The organism is Ramlibacter sp. Leaf400 (genome assembly GCF_001424545.1).
GTDB lineage: Bacteria > Pseudomonadota > Gammaproteobacteria > Burkholderiales > Burkholderiaceae_C > Ramlibacter.
The window spans coordinates 410,450-426,537 of record NZ_LMQL01000010.1 but is presented as its reverse complement, the minus strand read 5'-3'; the positions used below and the strand labels follow the sequence as shown (position 1 = coordinate 426,537).

At 70.2% G+C, this 16,088-nt stretch carries 16 protein-coding genes and 1 tRNA gene; 8 read left to right on the top strand and 9 right to left on the bottom strand.

Annotated features, from left to right (window positions below; genetic code table 11):
• Window position 1: 1 nt before the first annotated feature.
• The 4 genes from ASG30_RS13020 to ASG30_RS13005 are packed head-to-tail and all read right to left on the bottom strand — an operon-like array spanning window position 2 to window position 4,310.
• The gene (locus ASG30_RS13020; protein WP_055897135.1) at window positions 2–784 is read right to left on the bottom strand and encodes a class II aldolase/adducin family protein; all 783 of its coding nucleotides are present in this window, start codon (window positions 782–784) and stop codon (window positions 2–4) included.
• A gap of 17 nt (window positions 785–801) precedes the next feature.
• On the bottom strand, window positions 802–1,923 hold the full coding sequence (tcuB, locus tag ASG30_RS13015; RefSeq protein WP_055897133.1) for a tricarballylate utilization 4Fe-4S protein TcuB: 1,122 nt from the start codon (window positions 1,921–1,923) through the stop codon (window positions 802–804).
• Entirely contained in the window at window positions 1,910–3,316 is a 1,407-nt protein-coding gene (gene tcuA, locus ASG30_RS13010) for an FAD-dependent tricarballylate dehydrogenase TcuA (protein ID WP_055897130.1), read from the bottom strand. The genes tcuB and tcuA overlap by 14 nt, the downstream gene beginning before the upstream one ends.
• 46 nt (window positions 3,317–3,362) lie before the next feature.
• Window positions 3,363–4,310: a LysR family transcriptional regulator gene (locus tag ASG30_RS13005; protein WP_055897127.1), complete on the bottom strand. Its 948-nt coding sequence runs from the start codon at window positions 4,308–4,310 to the stop codon at window positions 3,363–3,365.
• A gap of 196 nt (window positions 4,311–4,506) precedes the next feature.
• Here ASG30_RS13005 and ASG30_RS13000 point away from each other — a divergent pair, with 196 nt between their 5' ends.
• Window positions 4,507–5,634 carry a patatin-like phospholipase family protein gene (locus ASG30_RS13000; protein WP_082522081.1) on the top strand — a complete coding sequence of 376 codons (1,128 nt, stop codon included), beginning with the start codon at window positions 4,507–4,509 and terminating at the stop codon, window positions 5,632–5,634.
• Between the two features lie 5 nt (window positions 5,635–5,639).
• On the opposite strand, the gene ASG30_RS12995 is transcribed toward ASG30_RS13000, so the two are convergent.
• Entirely contained in the window at window positions 5,640–7,013 is a 1,374-nt protein-coding gene (locus ASG30_RS12995; RefSeq protein WP_055897124.1) for a tetratricopeptide repeat protein, read from the bottom strand.
• A 148-nt stretch (window positions 7,014–7,161) separates the two neighbouring features.
• Here ASG30_RS12995 and ASG30_RS12990 point away from each other — a divergent pair, with 148 nt between their 5' ends.
• The 5 genes from ASG30_RS12990 (at window position 7,162) to ASG30_RS12970 (ending at window position 10,065) form a co-directional block, all read left to right on the top strand.
• The gene (locus tag ASG30_RS12990; RefSeq protein WP_055897120.1) at window positions 7,162–7,746 is read left to right on the top strand and encodes an RNA polymerase sigma factor; all 585 of its coding nucleotides are present in this window, start codon (window positions 7,162–7,164) and stop codon (window positions 7,744–7,746) included.
• Window positions 7,743–8,480 (top strand): anti-sigma factor, encoded by a 738-nt coding sequence (locus tag ASG30_RS12985; RefSeq protein WP_055897117.1) that lies wholly within the window; start codon window positions 7,743–7,745, stop codon window positions 8,478–8,480. The genes ASG30_RS12990 and ASG30_RS12985 overlap by 4 nt, the downstream gene beginning before the upstream one ends.
• 37 nt (window positions 8,481–8,517) lie before the next feature.
• Window positions 8,518–8,594: transfer RNA gene (locus tag ASG30_RS12980), tRNA-Arg, on the top strand.
• Between the two features lie 92 nt (window positions 8,595–8,686).
• Window positions 8,687–9,349 carry a TetR/AcrR family transcriptional regulator gene (locus ASG30_RS12975; protein WP_082522080.1) on the top strand — a complete coding sequence of 221 codons (663 nt, stop codon included), beginning with the start codon at window positions 8,687–8,689 and terminating at the stop codon, window positions 9,347–9,349.
• Complete coding sequence (locus ASG30_RS12970) at window positions 9,346–10,065, top strand: MBL fold metallo-hydrolase (RefSeq protein ID WP_055897111.1); 720 nt, start codon at window positions 9,346–9,348, stop codon at window positions 10,063–10,065. The genes ASG30_RS12975 and ASG30_RS12970 overlap by 4 nt, the downstream gene beginning before the upstream one ends.
• Window positions 10,066–10,094: 29 nt before the next feature.
• Here the strand turns inward: ASG30_RS12970 and ASG30_RS12965 are convergent, their stop codons facing one another.
• Together ASG30_RS12965 and ASG30_RS12960 are read right to left on the bottom strand one after the other, a co-directional pair.
• The gene (locus ASG30_RS12965) at window positions 10,095–10,643 is read right to left on the bottom strand and encodes a GAF domain-containing protein (RefSeq protein WP_055897102.1); all 549 of its coding nucleotides are present in this window, start codon (window positions 10,641–10,643) and stop codon (window positions 10,095–10,097) included.
• Between the two features lie 79 nt (window positions 10,644–10,722).
• Entirely contained in the window at window positions 10,723–12,093 is a 1,371-nt protein-coding gene (locus ASG30_RS12960) for a tetratricopeptide repeat protein (RefSeq protein WP_055897099.1), read from the bottom strand.
• A gap of 168 nt (window positions 12,094–12,261) precedes the next feature.
• Here ASG30_RS12960 and ASG30_RS12955 point away from each other — a divergent pair, with 168 nt between their 5' ends.
• Both ASG30_RS12955 and ASG30_RS12950 read left to right on the top strand, forming a co-directional pair.
• On the top strand, window positions 12,262–13,299 hold the full coding sequence (locus ASG30_RS12955) for a GlxA family transcriptional regulator (protein ID WP_055897096.1): 1,038 nt from the start codon (window positions 12,262–12,264) through the stop codon (window positions 13,297–13,299).
• 26 nt (window positions 13,300–13,325) lie between these two features.
• Window positions 13,326–14,279: an NAD(P)-dependent oxidoreductase gene (locus ASG30_RS12950; RefSeq protein WP_055897093.1), complete on the top strand. Its 954-nt coding sequence runs from the start codon at window positions 13,326–13,328 to the stop codon at window positions 14,277–14,279.
• Here the strand turns inward: ASG30_RS12950 and ASG30_RS12945 are convergent.
• Both ASG30_RS12945 and ASG30_RS12940 read right to left on the bottom strand, forming a co-directional pair.
• Window positions 14,276–15,064 carry an aldolase gene (locus ASG30_RS12945; RefSeq protein WP_055897090.1) on the bottom strand — a complete coding sequence of 263 codons (789 nt, stop codon included), beginning with the start codon at window positions 15,062–15,064 and terminating at the stop codon, window positions 14,276–14,278. The genes ASG30_RS12950 and ASG30_RS12945 overlap by 4 nt on opposite strands.
• A gap of 20 nt (window positions 15,065–15,084) precedes the next feature.
• Window positions 15,085–16,059: a Bug family tripartite tricarboxylate transporter substrate binding protein gene (locus tag ASG30_RS12940; protein WP_055897088.1), complete on the bottom strand. Its 975-nt coding sequence runs from the start codon at window positions 16,057–16,059 to the stop codon at window positions 15,085–15,087.
• Window positions 16,060–16,088: the final 29 nt, after the last annotated feature.

Genomic DNA, 16,088 nt, shown 5'->3' with positions numbered 1-16,088 from the left:
ATCAGGTGCGCCAGGCCGGGTCGAGGCGATCGAGTTTTCTCAGCAACGCGGCCCATTCCATCAGGCCGTAGGGGCGGCGCGTGCCGGGCTGGTAGTTGTTCCAGGTCTCCTCCAGCACCTGCGGGGGCACGGGCCGCAGCTTGGTGTTGCAGGACATGGCGCCGATCTGCGAGCGGCAGGCCAGCTCCAGGCGGTGCGTCCAGTTGAAGGCCTCGCCCGCGGTGCGGCCGACCACCAGGGCGCCGTGGTTGCGAAGGATCAGCGCCTCGCCCTGGCCCAGGTCGCGCACCAGCGACTCCTTCTCGGCGTCGTTCAGGACCACGCCTTCGTACTCGTGGTAGCCGATCTTGAGGAAGCGCATCGCCGTCTGCGTGATCGGCAGCAGCCCGCAATCGAGCGCCGACACGGCCATCGACGCCCAGCTGTGCGTGTGGATCACGCAGCCCACCTCGGGCCGGGCCTCGTGCACCGCGCTGTGGATCACGTAGCCGGCCTTGTTGATGCCGTAGTTCAGCGTGCCGAAGTCCGGCTTGGACAGGACGTTGCCGGCCAGGTCGACCTTGATCAGGCAGGACGCGGTGATCTCCTCGTACATCATCCCGTAGGGGTTGATCAGGAAGGTCTCCTCGCCCGGCACGCGCACCGAGATGTGGTTGGCCATCATGTCCGACATGCCATACAGGTCGACCAGCCGATAGCAGGCCGCCAGGTCGAGGCGGGCCTGCCATTCCTCGGGGGAGCACTGGTCCTTCATCGAAGGGATCCGCAACATGCCATCGCTCATTCGAAACTCCTTTTCATTCAGTCCGCGCCCAGCTGCAGCCGGTTGGGCTGCCGTCGCTCGATCGCCCATTTGAGCAGGGCCGCCGACCGGTAGACGGCATGCGCGAACTTGCCATAGGGCAGGGTGAGGAACAGGGCCATCACCGTGCCCAGGTGCACGGCCAGCAGCAGCGCCATCGCGCCGGTGTCGCGCAGGACCAGCAGCGCCAGGCCCGTGAGGCTGGTGGCGAACAGCAGCACGATGAACGCGCGGTCCATGGATTTCTGCTGCGGATCGCCGTGGAGGGGATGCCGGCGCAGGTTCAACCACAGCAGGCCGGCCGGTCCGGCCAGCAGGCCCAGGCCGCCCACGGTGCCCAGCAGCACCGGCAGGCTGGCCACCGGGTAGGGCGCGGGCAGGCCCAGGCCGTAGTGGTACAGCGTGGCCACGCAGGTCGAGGCGAAGCACAGCAGGAAGCCGTAGAAGGTGAGGTGGTGGAAGCGCCGCCTCAGCTTGGTGAAGCGGTCGTCCTGGTCGTTGCAGCCGTCGCCATGCCCGCCATCGAGGTAGGTCAGGGCCAGCGCGTTCTTCGCGGCCTCGGCGGTGGCCGCGCCACTGGCCGGGCCGGGCGACTGGCCGCGCCAGAAGCGCGTCGCACCGATGCCCAGGGCCAGCACCGCCCAGCCGAACGCGGCGCCGAACAGCGCCACCATCAGGTTGTGCGGGAACACCGCGTAGAAGTTGCCGGCCAGCGGCTGGTGCCACAGCGTGCCGCGCAATGCCAGGGCGAGGATGAGGAACAGGGCCAGCCCGCCCGCCGTCGCCAGTGCCACGGTGATGCCGTTGCGCCGGTAGAGCGCACCGAGCGCCTTGGGCCAGGCGTAGTCGACGTAGGTTTCGCGGCGCACTTGCGCCATCGCCCGCGGGACGTTCACCGCGAACTCGTGCGGCGGCGCGTACTGGCAGGCGTGCAGGCAGGCGCCGCAGTTGTGGCACAGGTTGGCCAGGTAGTGGGCGTCGCCCCCCGTGAAGTCCAGGCGCCGCGCCATCGCCGGAAAGACGGCGCAGAAGCTCTCGCAGTAGCGGCAGGCATTGCAGATCTGCATCTGCCGCGACACCTCCGCCTCGGCGGCGCGCACCAGGGATTCAAGCTGCTGCATGCGCCACTTCCTCGTGCAATGCCGCCTTGGCGGCCTGGGTTCCGGCGATGCGGCCGAAGGCCGTGCCTATGCTCATGCCCACGCCGGCCGTGTAGCCCTTGCCCAGCACGTTGCCCGCCATCATTTCTCCCGCCACGAACAGGTTGTCGCTGGGCAGGCCGCCGAAATGCACGCGCGCGCGATCGTCGGTCTTCAGGCCCAGGTAGGTGAAGGTGATGCCCGGGCGCAGCGCGTAGCCGTAGAACGGCGGCTTGACCAGCGGACGGGCCCAGTGCGTCTTGGCCGGCGCCAGGCCTTCGGTGTGGCAGTCGTCCAGCACGGTGTGGTCGAAGCGGCCGACCCGGCAGGCGGCGTTGTAGTCCTCGACCGTGCGCACGAAGGTCGGCACGTCCAGCCCCAGGGCGGCCGCGAGTTGCGCCGGCGTGTCGGCCTGCACGCCCGGGAACACCGGCGGCATGAAGCGGCCGACGGCCTGGCTGTCGATGATGCAGTACGCGATCTGTCCCGCCTGCAGCGCGACCAGCCGGCCCCAGATGGCGTAGCGCTTGGGCCAGAAGTCCTCGCCCTCGTCGTAGAAGCGCCGGGCGTCCCGGTTGACCATGATGCCCAGCGACACCGCGTCCACCCGCGTCACGATGCCGCCGTCGTACAGCGGCGCGCGCGCGTCGATGGCGACGCAATGCGCCTGGGTCGGGTCGCCGATGATGTCGGCGCCCTGGTCCATCATGTGGCGCAGCAGCACGCCCTGGTTGAAGCGCGTGCCGCGGATCAGGAAGTTGTCGGCCGGCCATTCGCCGCGCTCGTTGCGGCCCCAGGCCTCGCGCAGCCACTCGCGGTTCGATTCGAAGCCGCCGGAGGCCAGCACGCAGGCGCGTGCCTCGATGCGCTCGCCGCCGCAGAAGGCCGCGACGAAGCGGCCGTCCTGCAGCTCCAGCCGGTCGACCGTCGCGTCGTAGCGGATGTCCACGCCCAGGTTCCCCGCGCTGCGGTAGTACGCGTTGACCAGCGCCTTGCCGCCGCCCATGAAGAAGGCGTTGGTGCGCGAGAGGTGCAGCGTCCCCGCCAGCGAGGGCTGGAAGCGCACGCCGTGCTTGCGCATCCAGGGCCGGCAGGTGGAGGAGGCGCGGATCACCAGCCGGGCCAGCTTCTCGTCGGTGTTGCCGCCCGTCACCTTGAGCAGGTCCTGCCAGAACTCCTCTTCCGGGTAGGCCTCGAGCAGCACGTCCTGCGGCTCGTCGTGCATGCAGCGCAGGTTGCGGGTGTGCTGGGAGTTGCCGCCGCGCCATTCGCGCGGGGAGCTCTCCAGGAGGAGGACGCTGGCGCCGGCCTCGCGGGCCATCAGCGCCGCGCAGAGGGCGGCATTGCCGCCGCCGACGACCAGGACATCATGCATCCACGGACTGTAGGGCCGCGGCCGGGCCCTGAACAGAAGGGATCGCTCAGGGCGGTATCACGGATCCTGATGGCAGCCGCGCGCCGGTCCAGCGGCCCTCGCGCACCAGGGAGCGGGCGCAGTCGGCCAGGGCGACCCGCACCCCCAGCGCGGCCGGTGACAGCTCGTCGTCCGACAGGCTGCACAGCGAGTTGAGCCGGTGCAGCCGGGTGCCGGCGATCTCGGCCATCTGGAACAGCCCATCGGCATCGGGAAACCGCGCCAGTGCCGCGCCCGGCTGGATGGTGAAGCCCAGGCCCGCGCGCACCGCATCCATGAGCAGGGCCAGCGAATCGATCTCCACGGGTGCCAGCGGCGGCATGCGGCTTCCGGACAGCGCGGTATCCATCGTGCTGCGCAGGCCGTGCGGGCCACTGGGCATGATGAGCGGGTAGTCCTTCAGCTGGGAGAGCTTCACGCGCGCGGGCAGTTTCTTCGGCGTGGCCCCGCGGGCGCCGATCAGGAAGAGCTTTTCCTCCAGCAGCGGCGTGACGCTCCAGCGGCGCCCGGGGTCGGTGTCGAACAGGACGGCCAGGTCGAGCTGGCGCGCATTGAGCATGGCCGCCAGGTGCCCCGACAGGCTCTCCACCACGTGCAGCCGCACGTCGGGGTAGCGCTCGCGCACCGCCAGGATCAGCGGCAGGCCCAGCATCGACGCCGTGCTGGGCGCGAGGCCGACGCTGACGCTGCCCGAGAGCCGCGACTGCTTGGCGGCCCGCGCCGCCTCGTCGGCATGGCGCAGGGCCAGTTGGGCCTGGCGGAAGAAGGCCAGGCCGGCCTCGGTGGGCAGCACGCCCTTGGAGCTGCGTTGCAGAAGCCGCGTGGCCAGTTCGCCTTCGAGCCGGCCGATCTGCTGGCTGAGGGCGGATTGCACCAGCCCCAGTTCCACCGCGGCGCGGCTCATGCTTCCCAGTTCGACGACGCGCACGAAGTAGCGCAATTGGCGCAGTTCCATGGGCGGCGAGGGTACACGCAGCCGTGTCGTCGCCTGGAATGCACCAATTCGGAGTCCGGGGCACGGCGATGTGCAAAGACCTTGCGCAAGCTCCGCCTTGCCCTGCAGGTAGGATGCAAACGCCATCGCCGCTTGGGCGATGCGCGCCATCAACGCGTCACGGACGCTGAGCACGCTTGTTGCTCTCCCATAACGCATGACCACCACGACGATCAATCTCGCCCTGCAGGGCGGCGGCTCGCACGGCGCCTTCACCTGGGGCGTCCTGGATGCCTTGCTCGAAGACGGACGGCTCTCCTTCGAAGGCCTGAGCGGCGCCAGCGCGGGCGCGATGAACGCGGTCGCGATGATGAGCGGCTGGGCCACCGCCAGGCGCACCAAGCGCGACCCGCGGGAATCGGCGCGCGAAAGCCTGGCGGGTTTCTGGGACGAGGTCGCCTCGCTGGGCGCCGCCGGCTCGGTGCACAAGAAGCTGTTCGCCAGCCTCTGGTCCGGGCCCATGGGCGCCTGGGGCTTCCTCTCGCCGAATCCCGTGTCGCCCTACCAGTTCAACCCGCTGGACCTCAATCCGCTGCGCAGCCTGCTGGAGCGCCGCATCGACTTCGCGGCCATCCGGCGCGACGCCACGCACCGCGTGTACGTCAGCGCCACCCACGTGGGCACGGGGCGGGCCACGCTGTTCCACGGCCGCGCGCTCACCGCGGACGCGGTGATGGCCTCGGCCTGCCTGCCGCAGCTGTTCCAGGCCTCGGTGATCGACGGCGAGGCGTACTGGGACGGCGGCTTCTCGGCCAACCCGGCGCTCACGCCGCTGGTGATGCACTCGCGCAGCCGCGACGCGCTGATCGTGCAGATCAACCCGCTGTCGCGCCCGGACACGCCCAAGTCGGGCGCGGAGATCGTGGACCGGATGACCGAGCTGGCCTTCAATGCCAGCCTGCTCACGCAGGTGCGGCTGGCGCACGCGTTCAACCGCTGGGTGGAGGACGGCGGGCAACTGGCCGAAGGCCGGGGCCCGATGCGGCTGCATCGGGTGGAGGGGTGGCGGGCGCTGGGCGAGTTGCCGCAATCGAGCCGCACCAGCGCCGATCCGGCCTTGATCCGCAAGCTGTTCCGCCTGGGGCAGGAGGCCGCGGCGGCCTGGCTGGAGCGGCACTTCGGCGATGTCGGCCAGCGCAGCACCATCGATGTGGAGAAGGAGTACGGCGACGACACCTGGCTGAAGGTGGCGCCGCCGCGTCCGGCCACGGTGCGGCGCCTGCCCGGCGCCTCGCTGGTGCGCCGGATGCCTCGCCCCTCCATCGTGCGCCGCAGGCGGCGCTAGCGCTTTCAGGCCGCGGCGGCGATGCGCTGACGCCAGTGGCCGGTGAGGGCGGTGCCGGCCTTGGCCTCGTGCCGCTCGTTCAGCAGGTGGCGCGCGAGCGCGGCCTGGCCCGAACGGAGGGCCGCGTCCAGCAGCGTGAGCGTGAGGATGTCGCGCTGGGCGTGGCTGCCGCCGAAGCCATGGGCGCGGTCGCGCACCTGCAACAGGCCTTCGGCCGCGCCGGCGAAGTCCTTGCGCGCGTAGGCGGCCAGCGCGCGGGCCAGCGGCAGGCCGATCTGCGACGCCATGCGGCGATTGGAGGACCCGCAGGACTCCGGCATGGCCATGCAGGCCAGCAGGCTGTCGCGCGAGTCGGCAAGCCCGTCTTCATCGCCCGCGCCGATGTGCGCGAGCAGCGAGTGCACGTCGTTGAACGCGTAGAAGCCGGCGGCCGGCCCGCGGTCGTGCCAGAACGAGCGCAGCCGGCGGAAGCGCCCGGTGACGTCCATGCCCAGCAGCTTCAGGCGCCACAGGATGGCGGTGCCGTCCACCCGCTGCAGCGCCATGTCGGTGGCCGGCGCGAGGTGCTCGTCGTAGACCGACAGCGCGGCGGCCGTGTCCATGCGCTCCAGGTGGAACAGCGCCGCATGGAACCAGTTGTGGAAGGCGAAGCCGTTGTCGATCGCCCAGTCGGCCGCGCGGCCGGACAGCCAGCGCGTGCCGTCCTCGTGGCGCCCCTGCATCTCGAAAACGTGCGTGACGGCATGGATGGCCCAGGGGTCGCGGCGGTTGACCTCCAGCGCCGCTCGCCCGCGGTCCTCGGCCTGGCCGTAGTGGCCCGCTTCCTCCAGGCCGAAGGCATGCATGCCCAGCACGTAGCCGTACAGCGGCAGCTCGGGCGACCACTGCGGCAGCACGCGCTCGGGACGGCGGCGCAGGTTGAGCGCGTCGCCTCGGTAGAAGTCGAACAGATGGGCGAAGAGCAGGGCGGCCACGTCGCGCGGGTGCTCGACCAGGAGGCGTTCCCAGAGGTCGCAGGCCGTTTCCCACTCGCCCTGAACGGCGGCGCGGGCGGCGGCGAAGTGGGCGCGCTCGCGTGGGTTGGCCGACAGCTGCGATGCCGCGGCCAGCTCGTCGGCGGCCTGGCGTGCCGGCTCGTACTCGCCGAGCGTGAGCAGCAGCGCCGCCTTCAGCACGCGCGGCCAGGCCCAGCCGGGGTCGCAGCGGGCGGCTTCGTCGAGCGCCTGCAGCGGATCGCCGAAGTACGACAGCATCGATTCGAGGGCGGCTTCGACGTGGCCCAGCGCCACGGCCGAGCTCGTCCCTGCGGCGCAGCCGCGCGCGTCCTTCAGGCCGGTGGCGGCGCCGGCCGATGCGATGTCGTCGATGAAGTAACCCATGGCGTGCTGTCCTTTCTCTCGATGGGAGGGTCTCGTGCGAGGTGCGCGGCTTCGCGTACGTGCGCGCGGGACAGCTACGAAAGGCTCCGGGATTCGGATGCAGTCGCTGGGAAGAAGGTCATTGCAGGGCCTTCCTATACTGCGCCCGATGAGCTCGACCCCGACGTTGCAGGACCTGATGGCCGCCGCCGCGCGGGGCGACCACGCGGCTTTCGCGCAGGTCTACGAACGCACGCATGCGCATCTGTTCGGCGTGGCCCTGCGTATCTTGGGCAGACACCAATCCGCCGAAGACGTGCTGCAGGAAGCCTTCATCAACATCTGGAAGAACGCCGCCGCGTACCGCAGCAGCGTGGGCGGCCAGGACATCCAGCCGATGACCTGGCTCATCGCCATCGTTCGCAACAAGGCGCTGGATGCCTTGCGCAGCCGCACGCGTCGACAGGAGACGGAGCTGGACGAAGAGCAGGGCGAGGGCGCTTCGACGCAGGCCGCGGCCCCCAGCGCGCTCGACCTCTTCAGCGCCGCCACCCAGGCCCTGCGCATCGAGGGCTGCATGGGCGGCCTGGACGGCACGCACCGCCAGAGCCTGGCGCTGGCCTACTACCAGGGCCTCACGCACAGCGAGGTGGCTGCCCGGATGGGGGCGCCGCTGGGATCGGTGAAGGCCTGGATCCGGCGCGGGCTCGACAAGCTCAAGGACTGCCTGAAGGCGCAAGGGGTTGCGGCATGAGGTACGCGCAGCCGGAACTGGTCGACCGGCTCGCGGCCGCCTACGTGCTCGGCACGATGCCCTCGCGGGTCCGCCGGCGGTTCGAGCGGCTGCACCGCGACCGTTCCGACGTGCAGCTGGCGGTCGCGCAGTGGGAGCAGCGCCTGGGGCAGCTCGGGCAGGCCGTGCCGCCGGTCGCACCTTCGCCGCGCGTGTGGCAAGCGATCGAAGCGCGGACCCGGCCGCATCGGCAGGACGGTCGCGCCGGCCGCGCGGGCGCGCGCTGGTGGTGGCCGGCGGGCTTGGGTCTCGGCGGCGTGCTCGCGGGCGCCGCGCTGACGGTGACGCTGCTGCTGTCGGCGCCTTCGCTGCTGTTCACGCCCGACCAGGTCGCCATGCGGGCCGGGCAGAAGCTGCCGCAAAGCTATGTCGGGCTGCTGACGGATGCGCAGGGCAACGGCAAGCTGCTGGCCAGTTCCCTGCGCCATGGCCGGACGATGACGATCAAGGTCATCGGACCGATCGAGGCACCTGCGCAGGGGCGCCTGGTCCTCTGGGCCGTGCCGGCGGCCGGCGCGCCTTTCGTGCTGGGCGACGTGCCGCCCGCGGGCTCGGCCACGAGCCTGCTGCCGGACACCTCGGAGAAGCTGCTGTCCAAGGTGGGCAAGCTGATGGTGACCGTGGAGACCACGCCCGCTCCCACCGCGCCTTCGGGCCCGTCGGTCTACGCCGGCAATTGCGCCAAGCTGTGGTGACCCGGCCCGCTGCGCCGGTGAGACAATTCCGCCTGCACTGCCCGTAGCTCAACTGGATAGAGCAGCTGCCTTCTAAGCAGCAGGTCGGGGGTTCGAGTCCCTCCGGGCAGGCCAGTCCAAATCCCCTTCGCGAGACCGGCTCAGGCGCGATGCGCTTCGAAAGGCGCCGTCGCGCTTGAATTTAAATTGAGTTGGAATAAAATAAAATGCATTCCAGCCGAGACCCGCCCATGCCTTCCCGCGCCTACAACAACGCAAGCCGCCTGCAGCAGCAGGCCGAGCTGAAGCGCCAGATCGCGGCGGCCGCCGCGCAGCTGCACGCGGAAAAAGGGGCGCTGCGCACGAGCTGGGCCGACATCGCGCAGGCCGCGGGTGTCTCGCTGCCGACCGTCTACAAGCACTACCCGGACTTCGAGACGCTGATCCCCGCCTGCGTCGGCCACGCGGGCGACTCGGCGCCGCAGCTGCCGGTCGACCTCATCTCCTCCTGCCCGGACCTCATGGCCGCGGCCCGGCTGCTCGCCGAGGCCTGCGACCAGCGCAATGCCTACTACCAGCCCTGGCTGGCCTGGGGCGAAGCGGGGCAACTCGAGCCGCTGGCTCGCCTCCTGGACGAGCAGCGCGTCGGGTTCACGGTCCTGTGCCGCCGGGTGCTGCAACGGCACCTGCCTGGCGACCCGCGTTTGGACGAGATGGCGGCGCAATGGCAGGCGCTGCTGGACTTCGGGTTCTGGAATGCGCTGGTGCGGCACCACAAGCTGCCGCGCGCCGCCGTGCGGCGCCACACAACGCAACTGCTGCTGGCTGTCACCGGACCACGGCCTGCCGCCGAAACCTCCCTGCGTCCGAAGAGGAAGTCGACACCATGAACGCCCCGCACGCCTCCATCCACCCGATCGCGCCGGACACCTGGCGCATCAGCGTCGCCATGCCGCCCGAGCTGTTCCCCGGCGGGTTCTCCTTCAACCAGTACCTGGTGGTCGACGAGCGGCCGCTCCTGTTCCACACCGGGCCCAAGAAGCTGTTCGGCCTGGTGCGCCAGCAGATCGAGAAGGTGATGCCGCTCGAGCGCCTGCGCTACATCGCGTTCTCCCATGTCGAGGCGGACGAGTGCGGCGCGCTGGCCGACTTCCTCGCCCTCGCGCCCGACGCGCAGCCGGTCTGCGGCCGGGTCGGCGCGATGGTGGATGTGAACGACATGGTCGACGTGCCGCCGCTCGTCATGCAGGACGGCCAGGTGCTCGACCTCGGGACCCATGAGCTGGTGTGGCAGTCCACGCCGCACCTTCCGCACGGCTGGGAGTGCGGCTACATGCACGACCGCACCACGGGCACGCTGTTCTGCGGCGACCTGTTCACCCAACCGGGGACGGGCGAGGAGCCGATCGTGACGCGCGACATCCTGGGGCCGAGCGAGGCCTTCCGCCAGCAGGACGACTATTTCTCCCACAGCCGCAATGCGCCGGCGCTGATCGAGAAGCTGGCGCGGCTCGAACCCTCGGTCCTGGCCTGCATGCACGGAAGCGCGTGGAAGGGCGACGGAGGCGCGATGCTGCGCAGCCTGGGCGCGGCGCTGGCGGCCTGATCCCACCCGCGACCTGCGGGAAGCGTCGCTCAGCTTGCCCGAGGGGCGCGGACGTTGCCCTCGCCGTCCACTGCCTTCGCAATCGCGCGTGCCACATCCCGCAAGGCCTCGCCATCTTCGTCCGCCAGGTCGGGCCGCGCCTGGCGACTGAAGCAGCACAAGGTCCCGAAGGCGCGGCCGTCGGGCAGGACCACGGGCGCACTGACATAGCACCCGATGCCGAGCCGCTCGGTGATCGGCAGCAGCGCCGCCTCGTGGCCGGCCTTGCGGATGTCGCGGATGACCGGTGGGAGCCGCCCCTGGAGCACGTACATGCAGTAGGTGTCCAGCAGGCGGTCGGACTCGCCGACCCGGATGGGGGAGTGCGTGGCGGGCGATTTGCTGACCACCTTGAACACGCGGCGCTGCTCCAGGAGTTGCGACACGAAGGCGACTTCCATTCCCAGCGCCTCCCGAACCTCTGCAAGGTAGCTGCTGAGCGCGGCCAGGCGCTGGTCCGTCGTCCCCGCCGAAGTGGCGAAGGCGATGGACTCCGCGATCTCGGCGAGGCGCGTGGCAACCGGAGCTTCGTAGGCCATGGCCCACCTTAGGCCATGGCGCGCCCGAATCAAGCTGTCGCAGCCCGTCCGGCTTCGAGCCGAGCGAAAACGATCGAAATCAGTGCATTGCGCTGATGCGGCGCCTCCAGTGGAGGGTCATCGGCGTTCCGGCCTTCTCGGGGCAGCGCTCGTTCAGGATGTGTCCAGCCAGGTCGGCGCGGCGGGCGCGGATGGCCGCGTCCATCAACGTCAGGGTCAGGATGTCCCTTTGGGCGTGGCTGCCGCCGAAGCCATGTGCCCCATCCCGCACCCGAAGCAGGCCTTCCGCAGCGCTGTCCCAGTTCCCGTTCGCGTAGTCCAGGAACGCTTGCGCCAGTGGCAGGCCCAGCTCGGCCGACATTCTTCGGTTGGAGGCGCCCGACGAGTCGAAGTCCGCCATCGCTTCTTGCAGCGATGTCAGGCCTTCCGAAGTCTCCGGCGTGACGCCCGCGCCGATGTGGGCAATGAGGGCATGCAGGTCGTTGAAAGCGTAGAAGCCGGCGCTCGGGGCCTGCGGCACCCACGTGCGACGCAGGTCGTCGAACCGGTCGGACACGTCGACGCCGAGCAGCTTCAGGCGCCACAGCACCGCTGTCCCGTCCACGCGTTGCAGCGCCATCTCTGTCGCGCACGCCAGGTGGGTGTCATAGGTCTGCAGCGCCGCCGCAGTGTCCAGCCCCTCCATCTGGAACAGGGCCGCGTGGAACCAGTTGTGGAATGCGAAGCCGTTGTCCACGGCCCAGTCCGGCTGGCGTGAGGCCAGCCAGCGGGCGCCCTCTTCGTGCTGTCCCTGCATCTCATGGACGTGGGCGACCGCGTGCACGGCCCAGGGATCCCGGCGGTTGATCGCCAGCGCCGCGTGTCCCACGTCTTCGGCCTGCGCGTAGTGGCCGGACTCCTCGAGGCCGAAGGCGTACATGCCGAGCACGAAGCCGTAGAAGGGCATCTCGGGCGACCAGGCCGGCAGCACCCGCTGCGGGCGCCGCTTGAGGTTGAGGGTGTCGCCGCGATAGAAGTCGAACAGGTGCGCGAAGAGGAGGGCGGCGACATCGCGTGGGCTGTGGATGAGCGTGGCCTCCCATCGCCTGCACGCCAGCGCCCAGTCGCCCTCGGCCGCCGCCTGCGCGGCTGCGTGGTGCGCCTGTTCGCGGGCATTGCGGGGCGCGGGCGCTGCCGCCAGGATGTCGCGGGCCTGCCGCGCAGGCTCGAACTCGCTGGACGTCAGCAGCAAGGACGCCTTGAGCGACTGGGGAAGCGACCAGCCCGGGTCGGCGGCGATCGCCTCGTCCAGCGCGGCCAGGGGGTCACCGAAGTAGGACAGCATGGCGTGCAGCGCGGTCTCGACCGCTTCCACGGCGCGGACGGATCCGGTGCTGCAGTCCAGGCCGCGGGCATCGCGAAGGCCAGGGCGCCAGGTCGAGTCGACCTGCTCATCGATGAAGTAACCCATGATTCGACTCCTCTCGGGGGTGCGCCACGGATGTGGCGCGACAGTGGGTGGCGGTGATCCGGGACCGTCGTCGCTCGCTGGGGCACGGCGGTCCGGTGCGGGGGAGGGAAGTCTCGGCGTGACGACCGCGACTTGCTAGAGTCATATCCGCACGAAACGGGTCAAAAGATGTCAAGTGCCGGCGGCCCCCTCACCGTTGCCTTGCTCGGCACGCCGGACGTGTCCGCGGCGACGCTCTATGGCTTCTTCGACCTGCTGTCGGGGGCACGGCGCGACTGGCACATGCTGCACGGCAACCCGGCGGTGAAGTCGCCGTTCGTTCCGCTGGTGGTGAGCCGGGATGGCGCGCCGTTCCTGGCCGGCAACGGGGTGCGGATCACCCCGGATGCCGGGTTTGCCGACTGCCCCTCCCCCGACATCGTCTGCGTGACCGACCTCATGGTTCCGCCGGGCGAGCCGCTCGCGGCGTCCTACGAAGCGGAAGTGGCCTGGCTGCGGCAGGCCTGGGACGCGGGCGCGACCTTGTGCTCTTCCTGTTCGGGCGCCCTGCTGCTGGCCAGGACCGGCCTGCTGGACGGGGAGGAAGCCACCTCGCACTGGGCGTACTGCGAACTGCTGGCGCGCGACTACCCCCGAACGCGGTGGAGTGCGGAAAGGTCGCTGGTGACGGCGGGGCCCGGCCAGCGCCTGATGATGGCCGGCAGCGGCACGGCCTGGCACATGCTGGCGCTGGCGCTGATCGCGCGCTTCGCCTCGCCGGACGAGGCCATGCAGGTGGCGAGGGTGAACCTGATCGGCACCTGTGACGTCAGCGCGGTCGCCTACGCCTCGCTGACCCGCGGCCGCGTCGCCGAAGATGCCGTCGTGGCCCGCTGCCAGGCCTGGGCCGCATCCCACTACCAGTGCGAGTCGCCCGTCGCGCAGCTGGTCGACCTCTCGGGGCTGGCCGAGCGCACCTTCAACAAGCGGTTTGCGCAGGCCACGGGCATGCGGCCGCTGGAGTACATCCACACCTTGCGGCTGGAGGAAGCCAAGCAGTTGCTGGAGTCCACCGATCTCCCGGTGGAGGCGGTGGCCCGGGAGGTCGGCTACCAGGACGGGACTTTCTTCAACCGGCTTTTCAGGCGCAAGGTGACGCTCAGCCCGGCCCAGTACCGGCGCCGCTTCTCGGTCATGAGGCAGCAGTTGAAACGGGCGGCCGGCTAGCGGCTTTCGACAGAGAGGTACCCCTGATGACAATGGACATCGGCTTCATCGGCCTCGGCGTCATGGGCACGCCCATGGCAAAGCATTTGGCGCGGGCCGGACACCGGCTGACGCTGCTGGACGCCAACGCGGCCATCGCCCGTGACCTGGCGGGCAGCCTGGGCGGCGACAGCATCGCCGTCGCCACCCCGCGCGAGGTCGCCGAGCGCTCCGACGTGATCATCACCATGCTGCCCAACGGCCAGGTCGTGCGGCAGGTGGTGCTGGGCGATGACGGCGTGATCCACGGATTGCGGAGCGGTGCGCTGGTGCTGGACACCTCCTCGTGCGAGCCCTGGCTGACCGAGGAGACCGCGAGGGCCCTGGCAGGCCGCGGCGGTGGGATGGTCGATGCACCCGTCTCCGGGGCCCAGTGGGGCGCGCAGGAAGCCAGCCTGGTCTTCATGGTGGGCGGAAGCCCCGGGCACGTGGCGCGGATCCGGCCGCTGCTGGACGTGATGGGCCGGGCCGTGTTCCACCTGGGAGGCGTGGGCAGCGGGCACGCGATGAAGTGCATCAACAACTGCATCACCGCGATCACGCTGGCCAATACCGCCGAAGGGCTGGTCGCCGGCAAGCGCTACGGCCTCGATCCCCAGGTGATGGTCGAGGTGTTGAACGAATCCACCGGCGGGTCGTGGATCACCCGCACGCACTTCAACCAGCGGGTGTTCAACCGTGCCTTCGACGACCCCTTCAAGCTCGAGCTGATGCTCAAGGACGTGGGCATCGCCCTTGAACTGGCGCGCGAGACCGCCACGCCCGTGCCCATCTGGGGCCTGGGGCAGCAGCTGTGGCGCATGGCCGACCACGCGGCGGGTCCGGGCGCGAGCGTCAGCGAACTGGTTCGCTGGGTGGAGAGGCAGTCGGGGACGGAACTGACACCGGGGGCACGACCGCGCGGCAGCGGCGACCGGGCACCGCCCCCGTCCGACGGCTAGATCGAGCCGCTGGAGAGCAGCCGCTCGGCGCGCCGGGCGTAGTAGGCGAAGACGGCCTGGTGGCGCTTGGGCGTCGACACCCAGCGCTGCGCCTCTTCTCCCAGGTCGGCCGGGATGGGCTCGATCTTGCCGGCGGCCATCGCCAGCAGCTGAAGGCGCGCCGCACGCTCGAACATCACGCCGAGCACGCAGGCCTCCTCCACCGTGGCACCGGCGACCAGCAGGCCGTGGTGCGCCAGCAGGATCGCCTTCTTGTCGCCCAGCGCGGCGGAAATGATCTCGCCTTCCTCGTTGCCGACCGGGATGCCAGGCCACTTGCCCAGGAAGGCGACCTGCCCGTAGAGGACGCACGTGTCCATGTGCGCGATCTCCAGCGGCACCTCGAGCATCGCCAGCGCGCTGGCGTGCGGTGCATGGGTGTGCACGATGCAGTTGATGTCGGGCCGCTGCCGATAGAGCCAGCTGTGGAAGCGGTTGGCCGGATTGGGCATGCCGTCGCCTTCGATCACGCGCAGGTCCTCGTCGACCAGCAGCAGGTTGTCCGCCGTGATCTCGTCGAGGCCCAGGCCCAGGCGCTGGGTCCAGTAGGTGCCGGGCTTCTCGGTGCGGGCCGTGATCTGTCCCGACAGGCCGGAGTCGTGGCCGAACGCATACAGCGTGCGGCAGGTCTGCGCCACCGCCTGGCGCAGCGGCAGGGCCTGCGTCTTCAGTTCGCTCTGCATCTGGCGCAGGGCCGAGCTGACGATCTGGTCCTTGGGCAGATTCATGGTGCTGGTGGTGTTCATGGCGTCCTCGAAGGTAGGGGTCAGATCCTGGGCGACCCGGCGAGCAGCTTGCCCCATTTGGCATGCTCGGCCTGGACCTGCTTGACGAACTGCTCGGGCGTCGAGCCGGTGGCATCGCTGCCCTGCACGAAAAGCTTGGCCTTGAGTTCGGTGCTGTTCAGGGCCTTGCGCGCGGCCGCATTCAACTTGGCGACCTGTTCGGCGGGCAGGCCTGCGGGGGCGATCAGCCCGGAGACGGACGACGAGCGGATGCCCGGGTAGCCGAGTTCGGCGGTCGTCTTCAGGTCCGGCGCCGAAGCGTGGCGCTTGGGGGCGGCGATGGCCAGCACCTTGAGCTTGCCCGATGCGGTGTGCGGCAGGACCACCGGCAGCGCCTCCAGCGTCATCGAGACCTGGCCGCTCATGATGTTGGTGACGCTCTCGGAGCCGCTCTTGAACGGCACGTGCAGGAAGCTGGCGCCGGTGGAGCTCTCCATCAGCTTCAGGCCCTGGTAGGGGGAACTGCCGTAGCCCGCGGTCCCGTAAGACAGGGCCTGCGGCTTCTGCCTGGCCAGCGTGACCAGGTCACCCAGGCTGCCGGCCGGGACCGATCCGCCCACCACGATGGCGTGCGGCGTGTCGGCGACCGTGCTGATATAGGTGAAGTCCGCTAGCGGATCGAACCGCAGGCTGGAATAGGTGTGCGGGTTGACCGCCACCAGGCCCATGGTGGTCAGCATGAGCGTGTAGCCGTCAGGGGCCGAGCGCTTGAGCTGCTCCGCCGCGATGTTGCCGCCGGCGCCGGGGCGGTTGTCCACGATGACCGACTGCTTGAGCTCGCGGCCCAGCTGGTCCGCGAAAGCGCGCGCCACGACGTCGGTGATGCCACCCGCGCCGAAGGGGACCAGCATGCGGATGGGCTTGTCCGGGTAGTCCGCCAGCGCGGGAACGGCGCCTAGGGCGCCGGTGGCCGCCAGCAGGCAGGTGAATGCTCGTCGGGTCAGGGTCTGGGTCATGGGGGGCTCGTGTGAAGGGCGGGGGCGAG